Source organism: Hyphomonas sp. CY54-11-8, assembly GCF_000682735.1.
Lineage (GTDB): Bacteria > Pseudomonadota > Alphaproteobacteria > Caulobacterales > Hyphomonadaceae > Hyphomonas.
Genome location: NZ_AWFD01000035.1, coordinates 1 through 20,073 on the forward strand (window position 1 = coordinate 1; position 20,073 = coordinate 20,073).

A 20,073-nucleotide genomic window follows, 5' to 3' on the forward strand; every position below is an offset into this window, starting at 1 on the left:
TGTTACCCATGTGTCCGGTACAATCTGTCACCCATGTCTCGAGCCGCTCAATATATCCGACATCCTGTGGCCAAATATCCTAATGCCTGCGGCAAAGTATTGCGCTGGGGCCATGTTGCCTGTGTAGTCGTCGCTCTGACGCGGGAGAGGTGAGAAGCGTGAGCGAACCGGATGGCATAATAATGACCGAACGGATGGACTGGGATAATATGCGTGTGTTCCGCATCGTTGCGGAACTTGGCAGCATGAATGCAGCAGCGCATCGCCTCCAGGAATCCGCGCCAACGATCGGCCGCAAAATCGACCAGCTGGAAAAGGACCTGAACACGGTCCTGCTCGTGCGCACGACGCGCGGGGTCGAACTGACAGATGCTGGCCGGATCGCGCTCAGCCATATTCACGCCATGGCGGAATCGGTCGGCGAGGTCTTCGAAAACGCAGGGAATCGCGACCGGGACGTGGAGGGCCGCATCGTGCTGGCCACAGGCGACGGCCTCGGGCCGTACTGGATTGCGCCGCGCCTGCCGGAGTTCCAGGCCGCCAATCCGCGTGTCCAGCTACGTCTGAGAGTCGTCGATACCGTGCCGGACCTTCTGGAAGGCGAAGCGGACATCGCAATCCAGTTTACAGAACCGAAATCTCCGGAAATCATCGGCCGGAAGCTGGGCGTTCTTCATTATATGAGTTTCGCGTCCGAGGCGTATCTGGCCGAGTATGATGAACTGCCCAACAGCCTGTTCGAATACTACCGCTACAAGACCATCCTTCATGAAGGCTATGTGCACCAGATCGAGCGCTGGGCGCCGCGCGTCGCTGAACTCAAAAAGATGATCGACTACTCGCTGGTCACCAATTCTGCCGCTGCCATGATTGAGGTTTGCGCGCATGGCGGGGGCATTGCGGTGCTGCCGTCCTATATCGGCGAGATCGACAAACGGGTGAAGCCGCTGAACCTGCCGGAAATCGCACCCATCCAGTTCTGGCTGACCTATACCGAACGGGTGCGCCGCCTGCCTCATGGCCAGGCTGTGCTCGATTGGCTGTGGACCATTTTCGATGAGCGGCGGGTCGCCTGGTTCCGGGATGCCTTCGTGCATCCGGATCAGGTGAAGTATGGCGCAGAATCGCAAATCGCCCGGACTTTCTAGGCGGACCTGAAAGCCGGACGACCGGATATTCGCGAGCGGGCAGGGATCAGTCTGCCGACAGGGCCTTCAGCACGCGGGCCATGGCGCCGAGCTTTTCGACGGAATTCGCCCGGTTGATCCAGGAGTGGCACTCGTTGCGGGCCTTCTCCAGCGGATCGGGCGCATTGCCCTTGTTGGCATTGGTATCTTCGAACAGGTCTGTGATCTCGACGCGCAGCACATCAGCGACGTTCGACAGCATGCCGGCGCTCAGGCGATTGGTGCCGGTTTCGTATTTCTGCAGCTGCTGATGAGAGATGCCGAGTTCGGATCCGAGTTCGGCAAGTGTCATGTTTCTGTCGAGGCGAAGTTTGCGGATTTTTTCGCCCACCATCTGGTCGATTGCGGTGGGGGCGCGGGATGTAGTCTGTCGGCGAGATGGCACGTCCAATATCCTCAGAAGTTTACGGATTATGGGTTAGCAAACTCTTCTCTCCTAGGGTGTAGAAGCAAATCGAGTGCTTATAACAAATTTGAAACACCACCCTGCCGACGCTATTCGATAGCGAATATTACATTCTTTTGGTTGGTATGCATAGGGACCCTAATCGCCTATAAATTCAGGGATTATTCCTAAGGATATCGATGCGCTACTTTCTGTAGCGATTCTTATAGAAGTTGCTGTCTTGCCGGGGCATTTGGAGGACAATCAATAGTCTCTTTTCCACCGGATAGAGACTTTGCTGTCGCCCGTCGCATTTGTCTCTGACGTAACGGAAATCTGGGGTCTGGGCTTCCACTCGACCTCGACTGAGCTACCTTCGGCCCCTGCAGATTTCAGCTCCAGATAAACGTCATCACTCAGATATTGGCCAACACCAATTTCCGCGCCGCCAGTTTCAGAGGTGCCGATAGAGAATCGGTCGATCCCGAGCGCCGCCTGGAATTCGCTTGCCGGGTCGAATCCGGTGGAGTTTCCCGACAGCCGCGCAATGGTGTTGGCAAGCTGGGCAGCCTCCAGCGCGGACAGGTCCATCGAGGAACGGCCGAACAGCAGCCGGGAGAGGATTTCATCCTGGGGAAGGTCAGGGGAGCTTGAGAGCTCGATCACAGGCTTCACTGGCGAGCCCGTCACATTCACCTGTACATCAAAGTCGTTCACCGACCGTTCGGCGGAGAGATTGATCTGGGCCCTGTTCACAGGGCCATCGAATGTGATGGTTCCAGTGTCGAAGACGAAGGGCCGGCCGGCGAGATCCAGATCGCCTCGGACCAGGGTCGTTGTGCCGTTAAGGCGAGGCGCGGCCGGTGTGCCGGTCAGCTTCAGGTCCGCCCGCCATTCGCTGTCGAGACCCCGGCCGGTGACATAGACCCGGCGGTCGGCATTGATGTCGATATCCAGCGACAGGGTCCGGCGCAGCCGGCTGGCGTCCGGCTCGGCCGGCGGGTCATCGGTCCAGCGCACATCGAGTGCGTGCGGGCGCGAGGAAGGCAGGTTGTCCAGCGAATAGCGGGCCTGTGTGATCGTTACTTCGCCCGTCAGGCTGCGCGTGACTGCGCTGTCGGCCAGCACAAGCTTGCCGCTGCCCCTTGCGTGATCGCCATCGCGATTGAACAGGAGCAGGTTGCGGAATTCGGCCTCAAGGTCTGTGCCCTCGCCGGCGAGACGGCCATCCAGAGAGAAAGTGCCGCCGCCCGGCGCACCTGCCTTGCCCGTGACGGTGAGCGCTTCGCCGTCATAAGCGGCATCAGCGGTAATGTCTGACAGCTGGAAGCCCATGCTACCCAGTTCATAGGTGCCGTTCCGGAGGCTGGCCTGCGCGTCATAGGCAGGGGCCTCCAGCGTACCGCTGAGGTTTGCGGAAGCGTCGATCTTGCCGCTGACGTCATGGCCATAGGCGAGGGCGGCGGTGCGCAGCACGGCGAGATCGCCGGTCAGGCTGGCCTGGCCTTTCAGGGGAGCCGTCCGGTCCGGCGCAACCAGTTTCCCGGCCTTGGCTGAAACTGGCACGATCGAGCTGCCGCTCAGGACCAGGCGGCCACCATAATCGCTCCTCAGGTCGATGGTGAGGCCGCTGCGGGTCAGCGTCCCGTCGAGGTTCATCATGAAGGAGGAATCGAGTCCCGGCACGTCGCTGGCCGCGACGACATGGATAGTGCCGGACGGGTCCGCGCCGAAGACGCGCAGGTCGCCATGGCCTTCCATGCGGGTGCGATTGGTCGTGGTCTCGAAGAGCGCGAGCACCGGGCTGAGGTCGATGCCGGTTGCGTCAAAGATGAGGCGGGTGTCGTCGCCGCCACCCGTCAGGCCGGCCTTGATGCGGCCGCTGAGCAGGGAAACGTCGGCATCGAGTTCCGGGGTATCGCCAAGCCGCCAATGCGCCGGAGCTGCCGTGTTTATGGGCTCTCCCAGTGCGGTGCCGGAAAGTTCGAACATGCCGGTCGCGGCAGGCGCGCCGAAACTGGCGGATGCGATGAAGGTCAGGTCGGTCGGGTAGGACGGCACGTCGGAGATGAACCGGGCGCGGATGTCATAGCCTTCCGGCGCATTGCGCAGGGTAGCGCTGGCCTTGTCGAAGACCAGTGCGCGGCCGGGGCCGAGGGCGAGGTCCGTGACATTCAGGTCCGCCATCAGCGCGAACGGGTCGGCGCCCTTGCGCTCGAAATGGATGGTGCCCTTGGCCTCGCGGGCGGCGCCGCTGCTCCAGGAAAGGGCCGTGCCGTCGACATTGATATCGCCCGTCAGGTCGCCGGAATCTGCAAGGGATACAGCGCCGGTGAACCTCCCGGGGCCAAGGCTGCCGGTGATGTCTGCGAGCTGCGTGACGCCCTCCGCCCGGAGGAGGTTTGCATTGGCGGACACCGGTTCCCCATCGGCAATGGCACTGAGTGTGAGCGGGCCGGAAATACGGCCACGGGCGCCCGCCAACTTTGCCGTCAGGGCCAGGTCGTCGACCTGCCGCCCGGCGCCATTTGCGGTGCCGCCGGAGGTGTCGATGTCATAACGAAGGGCGCCTGAGCGGCCACCAAGCCGGACTTGTGCATGACCAAGGGAGACTTCCCAGCCACCTGCGGTGACCGGTGCGGACTGTATCAGTTCGGCCCGCACGTCGCTGTTGCCAGACCATGCCCAATCGCCGGCCGCGGTGACCACGGCCCGCTGGCCGGAGAGCCGCGCAGACGAAATGCCGAGCGAGCCGGACTTCACCTGAAGTGAGACGTCCAGGGTCGGCGCCGTGCCGGTCAGCTGCAGGAGCGGGTCCGGCAGATCGGCAAGGTCCTTTGCGGCGAGACTGAATTCAATGGCCGGGCGGGCGAGGGCACCGCTCAGCGAGAAGGGACCGCTCAGCTGGCCGCTTGCGCCGCCGGGCAGCGGGTCAAGCGCGGTTGTGAGCGTGCCGGAGAGGTCCAGCCTGCTTTCCGCGAGATCGATCGTGCCAGTGGCGCCGACGCGGCCCTTCGAGAGGGCGGCATCGGTCTGCTCCAGCATGAAACGCTGGGTGGCGCGGTCGTAGCGGCCTTCGGCACGAAGGGCGGTGGTTTCGCCGAACAGCGGTGCTGCAGCACTGATGCGGCCGAGCAAATTTGTGATCTTCAGGTCACCGGTGAAGGCGATGTCCGGTCGGCCGATGGACACTTTCACCGGACCTTCGGCCTGTTCGAACGGGATGGCGTTCTCGCCGCTGACTTTCAGTCCGGCCTTGCCTTGCAGCAGCCAGTCTTTCCGGTCCTTTGCCGCTGTGCCGATGAAGGAGAACTTGCCCGGCTCGCCCAGAATGGGCTGCAGGTCTGTGACCTCGACATCGAGATCCGCCGCCCCGGTCAGCGCCCAGCTGCGTGTATCAACCTTGCCACGAACGGACAGGGTGCCTGCGCGCAAGGAGGTCTCTATGCCGAACGGCGCTTCCCGCAGCCCGGTCGTGCTTTCGAGACGGACGGTGGTGGCATCGCCGACAAGCGAAACGATCTGGCTGCCCAGCATGGGCAAGCGTGTCGCGTCGAGCGTGGCATCGGCGGTGAGGCGCTTGTCCTTGATCTTCAGCGTCGCGGTCGCGGCCGGCTGGTCGCCGATCGTCAGTGTTGCATCGCCTGTGGCGGTGTCAGGCGTGCCAGAGGCCGAAGCTTTCAGCGTCACGCCGGTGGCGTTCTCAAGGCCGATCAGGTTTGCAATCACGCCGCCGGGGGCGCCATTGATGTCTGCGTCCAGGCTGAACGGGCCGGTGGCCTCGCGGCGCAGGTCGATCAGGAACCGGTCTGTGCCTGCGTCGCGCGGGGACGCGTCGAGCTTTGCCGCCAGGGTCCGCCCGGCCTGGTCGTAGCGGCCACTCACGTCGAAGTGCGCCTCCGGCCCGGCGAAACCTTCCTGGAAGGCAAGGTCCGGAATAGTCAGGCTACGGAGCTTGATGCGGATGTCGCTGCCACCGCTACTCGATGGCGGCTGCTTCTCCGTCACCGGGCGGCGGATGAAGTTGAGTTTGCCTGCCGACAGCGCTTTCACATCGACGAGGCCGGAGACGAGCGCCATGGGCGCCCAGTCGACCGAAATGTTCTGCGCGACGACCCAGTCTCCGTTTGCATCGCGTACGGCCAGCCGCCGCAGGTACATCTTGCCGAGCGGGTCGCCCGACAGGCCTTCGGCGTCAATCGTGCCATAGGCGCCCGCCTTGCGGCCATCGATCTGTGAGAGCAGCCAGGCCCGCCCGCCATCGCTGGCGATCCACACGCGTGCCGAGATGACCACGATCACAATGGTCAACAGCAAGGCTGCAGCCGCTGAGAGCCATGGGTGTTTCCGGACCGGGTCGATGAGCGTCTTCAGGGCTGGCATCAGAATGCCTGCCCGATCGAAATGTAGATCTGTACCGGATCGTCGCCGTCGCGCGGACTGATCGGCGTCGCGATGTCGAGCCGGATCGGACCGAAGCCCGGATAGTAGCGCACGCCGACACCGAAGGCGCTGCGCAGGTCACCGAAGACTTCGCCGAAATCGGCTGCGGCAGCGCCGGAGTCGACAAAGGCGACATAACCCCAGCGTTTCGATTTGCGCCAGCGCAGCTCAAGGGACGCATCGAACAGTGCTTCGCCGCCGACATAGTCGCCGTCAGCGTTGGTCGGTGACAGCGACTGGTAGGCATAGCCGCGCACGGTGCCGCCGCCGCCCGCGAAGAACAGGCGGTCTGCCGGTACGTCCGTGTCGCCAAGGAAGCCGCCGGCTTCCACGCGTGCGGCAGCGATCAGGCTATCCGTGAACGAATGGTAGGTCGTCGCGTTGGTGAGGTAGCGGGTATAGACCGCATTCACCGTGCCGGTGGAGATACTGGGCTCAAGCGTCAGGAACAGGCGGTTGCCATCCTGCGGGTCCAGCGCGTTCCTGACGGTATTGTAGGTGCCGCTCAGCGGGGTGGAGAAGGTGACCTGGTCGATCGGGTCGGAGGGGCCAGACCGCGTCAGCTCGTATTCGACCGTGCGGGTTACATCGACATAGGCACCGGCCGAGATGGTGAAATTCTTGTTGAACGGCTGGGACAGGGTCGCGCCGGTTTTCAGGCCGGTCAGGTCGTAGGCGTCGGTTTCTTCCTGACGGGCGCCGATTTCCGCATCCAGCGTCCGGCCGTAGCGGCCGATGTTCGGCAGTTCGTAACTGGCGGTCAGGTGGCGGCTGATATTGGCGACGGCGCCTTCCACGCGCACCGTGTCACCCCGGGCGGTGATATTGCGCTTTTCCCAGAAGGCATCGACCCCGGCGCCCTCGGTCGTGGACAGGGATGCGCCGATACCGATGGAGCGCGGTTTCGCGTCTGCCAGCAAAAGCTCGACGGCGTGGGTGCCATCTGCGTCTGGCGTCTCGGATACTTCAATCCCGATCCCGTCATAGAGGCCGGACGAGCGGAGACGTGTCCTCAGCGTCCGGATTTTCTCCGGCGTGTAATAGTCGCCTGTCTTCCAGGTCTGCATCACGCGGACCGAGGGCGGCCGGGTCGTGATATCGTCCGGCAGGATGAGTTCGCCGAGCTTCACCCGAGGCCCGGGGATCAGCGTATAGGTGATCTCGACACTCGCATCGGTGCGGGAGGCAAGCACGTCGATATCTTCGCTCGCCGCGAAGGCATAGCCGGCCTCTTTCAGGTGGTTCACCAGAACCGTGTCCATCCGCTCGATGGAACTCGTGTGTGCGGGCCCGCCGATCAGCAGGCCCTTCTTCGCGCGTTCGATTTCCGCACCGGTGTCCGAGTCTATCTCGCCGTCGATGGAGACGGTGACCGAGGCGATGCGGAACCGTTTGCCAGGCGTGATCTCGACCTTTGGCGTTGTGGCAGCGGTGTCGATGGGCTGGGGCACCGCGCTGGCGGCAAGGTAGCCTTCGGAGGAGAGGAATTCCTCAATCGTTTCGGCGGCCCGGTCGGCGCGGCGGCGTGCTTCGAGAATGGAGGCGGGCGGCGCCTTGTAGGTTTGCAGAACCGAGTTCGCGCGAGAGGCGAGATTGTCAGGCACACCGTCAAGCGACGCGGGAGCGTAAACCGTGCCGGAGATGCCACCATCCGCGCCGTTTCCGCCCAGCAGCGTGCATGCCGAAAGGGTTCCGGCCAGCGCAAGGCTGGCGGCTCCACGGGCAAGGCCCGCACCCTTCTGACGCGGGCGGGAAGGCATATCACGGCCGGGCATCGATTTAACCATGCGAGTTCTGGACCAAATTCATCGGTATTTCATGAATATGGGAGCTCAGATTGCCTGAATCCTGCATGAACTGCGGTAACTTCCTGTTAGGCCGCTGATGAGTGATACGGAACCATTGTGCGGGACCGCCCGTAAACTATGTTTGTCCGGTTTTCCGAAAGGCCCTTTGATGGACTATCTTCTGGTGCTGGCGGGCCTCGGCCTCCTGATCTTTGGCGGTGAGGGACTTGTCCGCGGATCGGTCGCGGTCGCGCGCAAGCTCAACATCTCGGAACTGGTGATCGGGCTGACCCTGGTTGGCTGCGGCACCTCCATGCCGGAACTGGTGACCAGCCTTCGCGCCATCGATACCGGCGCGGTCGGTATCTCCATCGGCAATGTCATGGGGTCCAACGTCGCGAACATCCTGCTGGTGCTGGGTGCGGCGGCGCTGGTGAAGCCGATCATGACCAATCCCGGCGCGCTGAAGCGGGATGCGGCGGTGGTGATTGTTGCCACGGCGGCGCTGTGCGGGCTGATCTGGCTGGACGCGTTTACCCGGCTCAGCGGGTTCCTGCTGGTCACCGCACTCGTCCTCTACATCATCCTGTCGCTGGTGGCGGACCAGAAGGGCGACACGCCAGAGGCCGAGATGCATGCCGGCGAGGGTGAGATCGTCGAGGCACCCTACGGCATCGTGAAAGGCCTGCTGATCGCGCTGGCGGGGCTGGCGGGCATCGTGTTCGGCGCGCGCTTCATGGTCGACGGCGCTGTGGGCATTGCCCGTGATATTGGGGTCAGCGAAGCGGTGATCGGCATGTCCATCGTCGCCGTCGGCACCAGCCTGCCGGAACTCGCGACCTCGCTGGCGGCGGCCCGCAGCGGCAAGGCGGATGTCGCGCTCGGCAACATCATCGGCTCCAACATCTTCAACATCCTCGGCATCCTGGGCGTGACGGCGCTGATCCACCCGTTCAGCGTGATGCAGAACCATGCCGGGGACATCGCAGGCGAGGCCTTGCAGGCGGGCGGCCAGAGCATCGTCAGCTCCACCGATATCGGCGCGCTGGTCCTGTCGCTGTTCTTCCTGTTCCTTTTCGGGATAACCGGGAAGAAGATCGCGCGCTGGGAAGGGGGGCTTCTTCTGGCGGGCTATGCGCTTTACATGGGGCTCCTGTTCAACATCATTCCTGTCCCGGCGCTGCTTCCCAATGTCTGATAATCCGATCTACCAAAACCTCGGCCAGCTCGGCCAACAGACCGCCCAGCCGCAAAGCCCGGAAGAGGCGCAGTTGGAGCGTGTGCAGAACCCGCACACCGGCACACTGTACCTAACGCGCTTCGTGGCGCCGGAATTCACCTCCATCTGCCCGGTCACCGGCCAGCCGGACTTTGCCCATCTCGTGATCGACTATGCGCCAGGCGAGTGGCTGGTGGAGTCCAAGAGCCTGAAGCTCTACCTCACCAGCTTCCGCAATCATGGCGCCTTCCATGAGGACTGCACGGTCTCCATCGGCAAGCGCATCTTCGAGTTTACCGACGCCAAATGGCTGCGCATCAGCGGCTACTGGTATCCGCGCGGCGGTATCCCGATCGACGTGTTCTGGCAGTCGGGTGAAGTGCCGAAGGGGCTATACGTGCCCGACACCGGCGTCGCGCCATATCGCGGGCGGGGATAGCCCTCTGCTTCAGGAAATCGGGCAGCTCAGGTCGCTCTTCATTTCAAACGGCTGAACAACATTTTTCCGTCCCCGATGGGACGGATAGGACATTGTTCCGATCAGGCAGATCGCTTCGCGTTCATATTCGGCCTGGGCAGGGCCGGGCTGGCATGCTGCTGACAACCCTTCCGGGCGCCCATTGTCGTCGATGTCGAAGCGGACGTCGCACATAACGGCCTCACCACAGGGAATGGGGCCTGCTTTGCGGAGAATGTCCGGCGCATACTGGCCCATGCAGCGGGTCTGCTCGACAATCGCACCGCCTTCCCGGCAGCTGGCCAGCCGGGCGGCACGTTCGATCTCGTAAACATCGCCCGATGCGAAATAGCGTTCGCGATTTTCAGGGCTTTGGGACAGCCAGTCGTTCAGCTTGCTTTCCATGCATTTGTTCCGGCACGTCACAGTCAGTGGTTCGTGCGGATCAGCAGCTACGGCTTCACGAGACCGGCTGGGTTCGCAGTTCTCGATGAATTCATAGATCTCATCTTTCTGGGTCAGAACGCCCTGCGCTGTGGCTTCCAGTGAGATGGCGAAGGTGCCGATCAGAAGGAGCAGGATGCCACAACGCACCATTCTTCAGCCTTCCCAGCGGGTGATCTTTTCGGCCATGTCGGCGCGGGGGCGTTCCGGCGGGGCCATCGTGGCGGTGCCGAGATAGATGAAGCCGGCGACGCGTTCGCCGTCTTCGAGGCCCAGCAGCTTGCCGGCGTCCGCGTCGAAGGCTGGCCATTCCGACAACCAGTTGCCCGCCCAGCCGCTCGCATTGGCGGCCAACAGGAGATTGTAGCAAACCGCCCCGGCGGAGAGTTCCTGCTCCCAGACCGGCGTCCGTCCGTCATTCACCGGCGAAGATATCACGCACACCACGACCGGCGCGCGCAGCAGCAGTTTGCGGGAATTTTCGACTTCCGGCTCCGGATCGCCGCGGCCGGCGCGGATATCCGCCAGGCCTGCGCCAAAGCGGGCGCGGGCCTCGCCTTCGAACACAACAAAGCGCCACGGGGCGAGCTTGCGGTGGTCCGGCACGCGGGCTGCGATCTGCAACAATTCATCCAGATCTGCGGGCGAGGGGCCGGGCGCACCCATGAACTGCTTGTTGGCCGACCGGCGCAGCGCGAGCATCGCGCGAGCCTCGGCGCTGGGCCTGACAGAAAGCATCGGTTCACCGAGCGGCGGGGCGGGAGGAAACCTTTTCGTCATACGCCGTCCCTACAGTGAACCGATCCGGGCGAAAAGCGGGCTTTCAGACTCTGTGCTTGCCGGGAGGGCGATGGCAGTCTATTTTAGTGAACACTGTTCACTTTTCGAACGTTGATCGTGGCCGCGGCATGGATTCGGACTACACTCTCGAGCAGACCCCCGCGACGCGGCGGCGCAACAAGGTGCGCGAGGCAATCCTCGCCGCTGCCGAGCGCATGTTTGCGAAAGAGGGCGAGAGCGGCCTGTCCATCCGGCGGCTGGCCGAAGAGATCGATTACTCCCCCTCGGCCATCTACAAATATTTCGGTTCCAAGGAAGAGCTGCTGGAGGAGCTGAAGGACAGTTTCTTCGAGCGCCTGCTGGACCAGGTGGACCGCGTGTCTGCCGCCAACATGAATTTCCATGACCGCGCCCGCGCCTGCGTGACGACCTATGTCTCCACGGCGACGGCCCGCCCGCACCATTATGCCGCCGCCTTCTCGTCGATCCCGACGCGGGAGGAGCTGGCGGCGCGCCGGCAGCTCAGCTGGGACGATTTCATCGCCACGCCGAAGGGGCAGGCCTTCAAGATCCTGGTCGATCTGGTGGAAGAGGGGCAGGCGCTTGGCGTGTTTGATCCGGCGCTGGAACCGATCAAGTCAGCCAAGTCGATCTGGGCCTCGTCCCATGGCCTCGCGCTGCTGATGATCCACATGCCCATCCTGCCGGACGTCCAGCCCTGTCCGACCCAAACCGACGGCGACTTCGTCGCGTATCATGCAGACATCGTCATGCGCGGCCTGGCCGTGCCCGCTGACCCTCCGCACAAGAACGGAACACGCTGATGACTCACTCGCACCCTTATGAGGGCAATGAGATCAGGGAGAAAAAGCCAACTGCGCTGAAGGGGCTGGTCTTCCTGCTCCTGTTGATCGGGTTCGGCGCCGGCATGTTCTACGCCGCGACCCGCCTGCGCAGCGCCGAAGGGCCGAAAGTGGCGCATGAGGCCCCGGCACCGCTGACGGTGGCCGTGGTCACCGTGGAGCCGACCAGCGCGTTCGACCTGAAGGAAAGCTATACTGGTCTTGCCGAAGCGCGCCGCACCAGCATGCTGGGTTTTGCGTCCAGCGGGCGAATTGCCGAGATCCGTGCCGATGTCGGCGACAAGGTGAAGACAGGCGCTCTGCTGGCAAAGCTCGACACGCGCAGCCTACAGGCGCAGCTCGCCTCGGCGAATGCGCAGGTCGAGGAAGCCCGCGCGGCACATGACCTGGCGCTCAGCACCGTGCAACGCCAGCGCCAGTTGAAACTGCAGGGCCATATCTCGCAACAGAGTGTCGATGAGGCCGAAGCGCAGGCGAACACCGCGCTGGCCCGTGTCGAGGCCGCCAAGGCGCAGGCCGATACGCTCCGTGTCCAGATCGACCTTGCCGCCATCACGGCGCCATTCGATGGCGTCGTGACACAGCGCCTGACCGATGAAGGCGCTATCGCAGCAGCTGGCCAGCCAATCCTTGAGCTAGTCGAGAAGAGCCATCTCGAAGCCCGCCTCGGCCTGCCGGCCGCCAGCGCGGCACTGCTGGAGCCGGGCAAGGAATACACGCTGGTGGCCGACACCGGCGAAGTGACGGCCCGCCTGCGCAATGTGACCGGTGTGATCGATGCCAATCAGCGCACCGTGGGTGCCGTGTTCGATATCGAAAATCCGGACGCTATCGCTGCGGGCGCTGTCGTGCGCTTCGCGCTTGACCGGAGTGTCGGCGAAGCGGGCTTCTGGGTGCCGGTGAAGGCGCTCTCCGCCGCGTCCCGCGGACTATGGACGGTCTATGTGGCAGACCCGTCAGACTCTGGCTGGACGGCGGTGCCGCGCCCGGTCGAAATGGTACACAGCGATGGCGACCGCGCCTATGTGCGCGGGCCTATCCAGCCGGGCGCACGGGTGATCGTCGACGGCCTGCAACGCATCACGCCCGGCATGCCGGTGACACCCCGCGAGTCCCAGCGGGCCAATCTCGCAGACGACTGACGAGCCATGGTGAAGGCGCTCAGTCTCTTCTATCGCCTGCCGCGCCTGACGGCGCTGTCGATGCTGATCATGCTGATCGGCGGGCTCGGCGCGATGTTCACGCTGGGGCGGCAGGAAGACCCGACGCTGATCGAACGCTACGGGACTGTTGTGGCGTTCCTGCCCGGCGCAGATGCCGAGCGGATGGAAGCGCTCGTGACCGAGCCGCTGGAGTCGGCGCTGATGGAATTGCCGGAGTTGGAAGAGGTGAACTCTACCTCGCGCGCCGGTGTCTCCCAAATCACCCTGAATGTACGCGAGGATCTGAACGGCACGGAAGTGGACAATGCCTGGACACTGGTCCGCCAGAAGGTAAGCCAGGCGCAGGCACAATTTCCAGCCGGGGTCTCCCAGCCGGAAGTCACGCAGCAATATGTCGGCGCGGCGACGATGGTGATCGGCATAAGATGGGACAGCGAGGAAGACCCGCCCATCGCGGTGATGCGGCGTCTGGCGCTGGACCTGCAGGACCGGTTTGAACGTCTTCCGGGCACGGAACTAACGCAGACTTACGGCCTGCCGTCTGAAGAAGTGCGCGTAGTCATGGATCCCGACGCGCTGGCGGCGACAGGGCTGTCCTTCCGGCAGGCGGCTGCGGCGCTGGCAGCAGGGGACTCCAAGGCCCCGGCCGGGCGCTTGCGGGCGGAAGGCGGCAATGTAGGCTTCCAGATCAGCGGCGAGTTCGACTCGATTTCCCGGGTGCGGTCCGTGCCCATCATTCAAAGAGGCGACGGCACAGCGGTGCGCCTTGGCGACATTGCGGACGTGCGCAAGGGCCTCGCCGACCCGCCGGTGAATATGGCCTTCGAGAACGGGCACCGGGCCATCCTGATTGGCGTCTATATCTCGCCGGGCCAGCGTGTCGACCAGTGGGCGGATACGGCCCACGCGGTCGTTGAGGACTTCGCGCGGAACACGCCGCCGGGTATGACCATCGCCACGATATTCGACCAGAGCACCTACACAAATGCGCGCCTCACCGGCCTTGCGCAGAACCTGCTGATCTCAGCCGGGATCGTGTTTTGCGTCCTGTTCCTGACGATGGGCTGGCGGTCTGCTTTCGTGGTGGGCATGGCCCTGCCGTTGACCGTGGCGCTGGTACTGATCCTGTTCAAGGTGTTTGGGCATCCGCTGCACCAGATGTCGGTGACGGGCCTCGTGATTTCGCTCGGCCTGCTGATCGATAATGCCATCGTCGTGGTGGATGATTTCGACCAGTGGCGCGTGCGTGGCTTGAACCGGCTGGACGCCATCGAGCGCAGCCTGAAGCATCTGGTTGCGCCGCTTGGCGCCTCGACCCTGACGACGGCGCTGGCCTTTGCGCCGATCGCCATGCTGCCCGGCCCGGCAGGGGAATTCATCGGCATGATCGGTCTGTCGGTCGTCTTCGCCATATGCTCCTCCTTCCTCATTTCGATGACGGTGATCCCGGCCATGGCGGGCTGGTTCGACCGGACGCGCGGCTGGGAACGCGGCGAGGCAACCCGCCCGCGCCGCTGGTGGCGGGACGGCATCACGTTCGACTTCATCTCCGACGGTTACCGCGCGACGGTGGAGGCCGTGCTGCGCTTCCCGCCGCTCGGCATTGTGCTGGGCATCGCCCCGGCGATCCTCGGCTTCTGGCTGGCCGGCCAGTTGCCAAACCAGTTCTTCCCCCAGACCGAGCGCGACCAGTTCCAGCTGACCCTGGAGCTGCCGCCCGAAGCGAGCCTGGCCGATACCGAAGCGGCGACCCGTCGGGCGACCGAACTGATCCAGTCCATCGAAGGTGTGAAGGATGTGACCTGGGTGCTCGGGGAACCCGCGCCGCGGGTCTATTACAATGCCATCAACAATACGCGCGGGGTTGAGGGGCTGGCCTCCGGGTGGGTGCAGCTGGACAACAATCTCCGTACACGCCAGATCGTGGCCGATGTGCAGCAGCTGGTGCGCGCTGAATTCCCGTCCGCGCGTTTCCTGGCGCTGCCCTACGAGCAGGGCCCGCCTGCCGATGCGCCTGTGGAGTTCCGGATTCTCGGCGACGACTTCGAAACGCTGAACCGGCTTGGAAATGAGACGCGCGCTGTTCTCGCGCAGACACCGGGTGTGACCTACACGGTCGCCTCCCTGCAGCTTGGCGCGCCGACCATGAAGCTCGATGCGGACGAGACGGCTGCGGCTCTGACGGGTGAGCGTCTGACAGACCTCGCGGCAGACCTGAATGCCGAACTGGAAGGCGTGCGGGCGGGCTCCGTTCTGGAAGGTACGGAGGAGCTGCCCGTCGTGGTGATTGCGCCGGACAGCCGGCGGCGGGAATTGTCGAACCTGCGCTCGGCAACGGTCGGGTCGGGCTCCAGCGGTACGCCGCTGTCTGCCCTCGGGCAGTTGTCGCTCGATCCGGAGACGGCGGTCATCACCCGCTGGGATGGCCAGCGGATGAACCAGATCCTCGCTTATCTCGAACCCTACACGATCCCGGCGCCCGTGCTGGCCGACTACCAGGCGCGCCTTGAGGCGACTGGCTTCACTGTTCCGGCGGGCTACAGCGTCGTCATCGGCGGCGAGGCGGAGAATTCGGCCGAGGCCGTGACGGACCTTGCCAGCGTGGGCGTGCCGCTGATCCTGGTCATGGCCGGGGCGATCATGCTGGTGTTCAATTCCTTCCGGATGATGGTGTTGATCCTGTCGACGGGGTTCCTGTCCATCGGGCTCGCTTTCTTCGGCGTCTGGCTGTTCAACCTGCCTATGGGCTTCAACGCCATTGTCGGCAGCCTTGGCCTGCTCGGCATTTCCATCAACGCGTCGATCGTGGTGCTCAGCTTGCTGCGGGCCGATCCATGGGCGATGGCCGATGATGTCGTCCGCCAGCGGGAGATCGTCGTGGACGCCACCCGTCACATCGTGGCGACGACGCTGACGACAATGGGCGGTTTCATTCCGATCCTCTTGTCGGGGGACAATTTCTGGCTGCCGCTGGCGGCGGGAATCTCCGGCGGCGTGGCCGGATCGGCACTGCTGTCGCTTTATTTCACGCCGGCCATCTTCCGGATCATGACCTACAAGCCCGTGCGCCGCCTGTTTGGCTATCGTCCTGCCATTCCGGAGACATCCGGCGAATAACCCAATTGTGAGCGCGCCGGGGCTTGATGCCTGCGGCAAGCTGCCCCATGTGAGCTTCACACCCTGAGCAAGAGGGAACGAGAATGCCAGAAAATCCCGACATCGGCGCACCGCCGCCCGCATGGAAGCGCCTGCGCTTTGAAGCTGCTGCTGCCGCTGCAGATGAGCCGTCGCTGGCCGGCTATATCAATGCCGCGATCCTGGCCCACGATTCCCTCTGCGATGCGCTGGCCTATCACCTGGCTGAGAAGATCGGCGACTCGACCATCGGCACCCAACAGGTGCGGGATATCCTGTCGGATGCCTGCGAGTCCCACGACGAACTCGTCGAAAAGGCGGAGGCCGACATGATGGCCGTTCTGGAGCGCGACCCGGCCTGCCGCGGCCTGCTTCAGCCCTTCCTGTTTTTCAAAGGCTTCCAGGCCCTTCAGACCCACCGCATTGCCAATGTGCTGTGGCGCGAAGGCCGCGAGACGCTGGCCTTCCATTTCCAGTCCCGGGCGTCCGAACTGTTCGGCGTCGACATCCACCCGGCCGCACGGATCGGCAAGGGTGTCATGCTGGACCATGCGACAGATATCACCATCGGTGAAACGACCGTCGTCGGCGATGGCTGCTCGATCCTGCAGGGCGTGACCCTGGGCGGTACCGGTAAGGAAGTCGGCGACCGTCACCCGAAGATCGGGCGCGGCGTGCTGGTGTCCGTTGGCGCGAAAGTGCTGGGCAATATCCATGTTGGCGACGAGGCCAAGGTCGCCGCCGGTTCGGTCGTCCTGAAGGATGTGCCGGCGCACTGCACGGTTGCGGGTGTCCCGGCGAAGATCGTTTCCGGTCCTTCCTGCTGCCAGCCGGCCAAGACGATGGACCAGTCGCTGCCCGATTCTGCAGAGAACTAATCCGTTCTGACCGGACATCCGTTCCCGGAAGTCTGGTCGTGACTCTCCCTCGGCGGTCCGCTGATTCCGCCTCTGCGGCGGGACCATAACCAATTCGCAGGTCGGCCGTTGCTTTCACCGGTCATTTCCCGCCCGGCGAGACTGCCGGAGCGGGAATTCGTGCGCCGCACGAACCCGGCGCCCCTGAAGCCGCTTTTCTACACGGCTGACGCGTCCGCTATGGATGCACAATGTTGTTGCCCCGAAACGTTTCGACTAAACTTCGGCGGCTAATGCGTTCGCATTCCATGAGAATTTTCCGCGTCAGAAGGAGGCGGCCGGGTGAGCTTTGAGACCGTCGACGGGGAAGAGGGCGAGCGCGTTGTGCGCATGCGCCGGCTTGTCCGCCGGGAGGGTCACCTGCCGTTTGTACCGTTCGGGTTGATCCCGCTGGCCGGACTGGGCCTGTTGTTCCTGATCGCGCTGGTGCCGTTTGCCTTGGGCGTACAGGGCGCGACCAAGCGCGCCGTGACCGAGGCGCTGGCCGCGAATGGCGTGGACTGGGCGCAGACGTCCGTCAGCGGACAGTCTGTCACCATTACCGGAGCGGCGGCATCCGGCGCCGAAGCGCACAAGGCCCGGATGATCGCGAAGCGCGCCGTCTCGGCGACGCCGTTTGGCCTGGCCCGCCCGGCGACGCGCGTGACCGTTCCGCAGGGGCCCTACACCAACCAGCCAAGTGCAGAAGATGTTGAGGCGCCGCATCCCGCTGCACCGCTTCAGGATGTGACCGACGAAGCCATCGCGGCGCCTTCCTGGACCTTCACCCTGACCCACGGCGTCCTCACCCTGAACGGCACGATGCCGGACCAGGACACGAAGGACACGGTTGTCCGGCACGCCTTTGACAAGATTTACCCGCCCCGCATCACGGGCGTGAACGACTATCTCGACATTGCCGGCCTCGTGCCGCCGGAGGGCTATGTCGAAGTGGCGCTGCGCGGCGTGAACACAATCACCCAATGCGACACGGGCCAGGCCGGATTCGAACGCGGGCGATTCAACCTGCGCTGCGAACTGCCGGACACCGAAGCCGACGACGTGCGCAATGCCGCTGTTGCCTCCATGCCATTGGGCACGATTGGCAAGATCGATATCCTGCCGCACGAAGCGGTCGTCAGCTGTGAGGCGGAACTGACCGATTTACTGAAGGAGGCTCGGATCGAGTTCGACTCTTCCAGTGCCGTCATCGACGCCTCCAGCAATGACCTGCTGGATGCCGTCGCGGCGGCGGTAAAGAAATGCCCCGGCACACTCCGCATCGGAGGGCACACCGATTCCACCGGTCCGGACGACGAGAACGAAACCCTCAGCCGCAACCGGGCGCTCGCCGTGCGCAATGCGCTGGTCGCCCGCGGTGTCGACCATCAGCGCCTGATCGCAGAGGGGTATGGTGCGGCCCAGCCGGTTTCCTCAAACACAACGCCGGAGGGGCGCGCGCGCAACCGCCGGATCGAGATCCGCGTCGTGCGGGCGTCCGAATGAAGTTTAACCCAACAGGGGGCTGCGGCCCCTGATACGAGTAAAATCCATGCTGTTCCTGCTGCTCCAGATTTTCCTGCTGATGGTCCTCGCCGCCGCGTGCGGGGCGGGCCTTGCGTGGTGGTGGTTCCGCCGGAACTTCGAGGACGTCACCGTCTATCACGAGGAATTGCTGACCGGCGCTGAGCGCGCCAAGGACCAGCCACCGCCGGTAACGAAGGAAGAACTGAAGGAGAGCCTTGCCAGCCTGGCCCCGCCGGACCTGTCGCCCCTGCATGAACGCCTGGCAAAGATTGAAAGCGCGCTGTCGCTGACCGGTGGTGCCGGCCTTGGTGCGATCAATGACCGGTTCACCGAAACGCGCGGCCTGCTCAGCCGGATGGAAACCCTGATGCAACAGCCGGACGAAGCGCTGGAAGGCGTGCTGGGCCGCCTGTCTGATATCGAAAGCTCGCTCCTGTCTGTCTCCAATGAAGTGGCCAGCCTGCAGAATGCCGATCTCGATCCGCTTGAAATCCGCTTGGCTCAACTGGAAGAGCTTATCCGTGGCCAGACCATGCCGGAGGTCGATCTCGGCCCGGTGCATTCCGGTCTCACGCGGCTGGAGCTGGCCATCGAGAACATGGAGTTCCCGGATGTAGACTTCGAGCCGGTGCGTACGCACATGGCGGCCATGGAAGCGCGGCTCGCCGAGTTTGCCGACCGGATCGATACGGCCCGCAAGGCCGACATCGAAGAGCTGATGATCCGCATGTCGACGCTTTCCTCCTCGCTGGCGGGCTTGCGTGTGCCGGATCTCGACTCGGTGAAGGAGCGCATGTCGAAGATCGAGGATGCGGTCGCCAACATCGAGTTGCCGGAGACGGACTTCACGCCGCTGGTCAACGAGTTCCGCAATATCGAAGGCATGCTGCGGGCGCCGTCCGAAGACATGCGTGTCATGCACACCAAGCTCGCCGATATCGAAGGCGGCAGTGCGTCGCTGCACTCCAAACTGTCCGGCGTGGAGCATACCGTGGCGATGCTGGCCCGGTCGGGTGTGGACCTGACGCCGGTGCAGACGCGCCTGTCGAATGTCGAATCCGCGCTCGCCTCGTTGCGGGTCGAGCTGCAGTCGCTGCCGGACTTCGGCCCGATGGAGCGCCGTCTCGCAGCCTTGCAGGATTCCATGCTGGCGATGCGCGAGCCGGACCTGTCGCCGGTGCTTTCGTCCATGCGCAAGCTGGATGCCCGGCTCGACATGGGCGTGGTCGACAGCCGTCTGGCCAATATCGAGTATACGCTGGCCGCCCTGAACCACATCCTGCGTGCAAGGGATTTCAGTCATCTGCGCGGGGAGGGCGAGTATGTCTACCGCCAGCCTGTCGCATCGCCGCCGCGGCCGGAAACGTCCGCCTTCGCCAAGATCGACCAGGTGTTTCCCAAAGCCCCGCCGCCGCAACGCCCGGCCGAGCCGGAACCAGAGCCAGAGCCGGAGGTGAAGCCGGAAAGCACGGCCCACCCGCTGGAAATCGCGCTCCGGCCCGGTGACAAGGCCAATCTGCTGATCGAGCCTGCCTTCGGGAACGAGGACGATCTGGAAGTGATAAACGGCATTGGACCGATGCTGGGGGAACTGCTGAACGAGATCGGCGTCTATTATTTCTGGCAGATTGCCGAGTGGGGCCCGGCGGAGATCGAATGGGTCGACAACAAGCTGGAGCATTTCAAGGGCCGGATCGAGCGGGATGAATGGGTCAGCCAAGCCAAGGAGCTGGCCAAACTGCCGACGTCTGCGAAGCATCCGGCCAGCTGATCAACTCTGCCTGAGC

14 protein-coding genes are annotated in these 20,073 nt (G+C 63.9%); 9 read left to right on the forward strand and 5 right to left on the reverse strand.

Features of this window, described 5'->3' with window-relative positions:
• The first annotated feature begins 182 nt into the window (after nt 1-182).
• Nucleotides 183-1,148 carry a LysR family transcriptional regulator gene (locus tag HY17_RS14985; protein WP_034768129.1) on the forward strand — a complete coding sequence of 322 codons (966 nt, stop codon included), beginning with the start codon at nt 183-185 and terminating at the stop codon, nt 1,146-1,148.
• A gap of 46 nt (nt 1,149-1,194) precedes the next feature.
• On the opposite strand, the gene HY17_RS19625 is transcribed toward HY17_RS14985, so the two are convergent.
• The 3 genes from HY17_RS19625 to HY17_RS15000 all read right to left on the reverse strand — a co-directional run bounded on the left by HY17_RS19625 (nt 1,195) and on the right by HY17_RS15000 (nt 7,790).
• Nucleotides 1,195-1,572, reverse strand: coding sequence for a helix-turn-helix domain-containing protein (locus HY17_RS19625; protein WP_139068786.1), 378 nt, complete (start codon nt 1,570-1,572; stop codon nt 1,195-1,197).
• Nucleotides 1,573-1,836: 264 nt separating this feature from the next.
• On the reverse strand, nt 1,837-5,955 hold the full coding sequence (locus HY17_RS14995) for a translocation/assembly module TamB domain-containing protein (RefSeq protein WP_034768131.1): 4,119 nt from the start codon (nt 5,953-5,955) through the stop codon (nt 1,837-1,839).
• Nucleotides 5,955-7,790, reverse strand: coding sequence for an autotransporter assembly complex family protein (locus HY17_RS15000; protein WP_175354417.1), 1,836 nt, complete (start codon nt 7,788-7,790; stop codon nt 5,955-5,957). The genes HY17_RS14995 and HY17_RS15000 overlap by 1 nt, the downstream gene beginning before the upstream one ends.
• Before the next feature lie 181 nt (nt 7,791-7,971).
• Between HY17_RS15000 and HY17_RS15005 the strand changes: the two genes are divergently transcribed.
• Nucleotides 7,972-9,000 carry a calcium/sodium antiporter gene (locus HY17_RS15005; protein ID WP_034768136.1) on the forward strand — a complete coding sequence of 343 codons (1,029 nt, stop codon included), beginning with the start codon at nt 7,972-7,974 and terminating at the stop codon, nt 8,998-9,000.
• Nucleotides 8,993-9,460: a preQ(1) synthase gene (gene queF / locus HY17_RS15010; RefSeq protein WP_034768138.1), complete on the forward strand. Its 468-nt coding sequence runs from the start codon at nt 8,993-8,995 to the stop codon at nt 9,458-9,460. The genes HY17_RS15005 and queF overlap by 8 nt, the downstream gene beginning before the upstream one ends.
• Before the next feature lie 9 nt (nt 9,461-9,469).
• On the opposite strand, the gene HY17_RS15015 is transcribed toward queF, so the two are convergent.
• Both HY17_RS15015 and HY17_RS15020 read right to left on the reverse strand, forming a co-directional pair.
• Complete coding sequence (locus tag HY17_RS15015) at nt 9,470-10,075, reverse strand: hypothetical protein (protein ID WP_034768140.1); 606 nt, start codon at nt 10,073-10,075, stop codon at nt 9,470-9,472.
• A gap of 3 nt (nt 10,076-10,078) precedes the next feature.
• The gene (locus HY17_RS15020) at nt 10,079-10,660 is read right to left on the reverse strand and encodes a nitroreductase (protein ID WP_065382767.1); all 582 of its coding nucleotides are present in this window, start codon (nt 10,658-10,660) and stop codon (nt 10,079-10,081) included.
• A gap of 128 nt (nt 10,661-10,788) precedes the next feature.
• Here HY17_RS15020 and HY17_RS15025 point away from each other — a divergent pair, with 128 nt between their 5' ends.
• The 6 genes from HY17_RS15025 (at nt 10,789) to HY17_RS19630 (ending at nt 20,057) form a co-directional block, all read left to right on the forward strand.
• A complete protein-coding gene (locus HY17_RS15025; RefSeq protein WP_233348833.1) occupies nt 10,789-11,526 on the forward strand; it encodes a TetR/AcrR family transcriptional regulator in 738 nt (245 codons plus the stop codon).
• A complete protein-coding gene (locus tag HY17_RS15030) occupies nt 11,526-12,707 on the forward strand; it encodes an efflux RND transporter periplasmic adaptor subunit (RefSeq protein ID WP_034768142.1) in 1,182 nt (393 codons plus the stop codon). Before HY17_RS15025 ends, HY17_RS15030 begins: the two co-directional genes overlap by 1 nt.
• Nucleotides 12,708-12,713: 6 nt before the next feature.
• Nucleotides 12,714-15,845, forward strand: coding sequence for an efflux RND transporter permease subunit (locus HY17_RS15035; RefSeq protein WP_034768144.1), 3,132 nt, complete (start codon nt 12,714-12,716; stop codon nt 15,843-15,845).
• Nucleotides 15,846-15,928: 83 nt separating this feature from the next.
• Complete coding sequence (gene cysE, locus HY17_RS15040) at nt 15,929-16,741, forward strand: serine O-acetyltransferase (RefSeq protein WP_034768146.1); 813 nt, start codon at nt 15,929-15,931, stop codon at nt 16,739-16,741.
• A gap of 321 nt (nt 16,742-17,062) precedes the next feature.
• On the forward strand, nt 17,063-18,265 hold the full coding sequence (locus HY17_RS15045) for an OmpA family protein (protein WP_034768148.1): 1,203 nt from the start codon (nt 17,063-17,065) through the stop codon (nt 18,263-18,265).
• 46 nt (nt 18,266-18,311) lie between these two features.
• Complete coding sequence (locus HY17_RS19630) at nt 18,312-20,057, forward strand: hypothetical protein (RefSeq protein ID WP_051600167.1); 1,746 nt, start codon at nt 18,312-18,314, stop codon at nt 20,055-20,057.
• Nucleotides 20,058-20,073 lie beyond the last annotated feature (16 nt).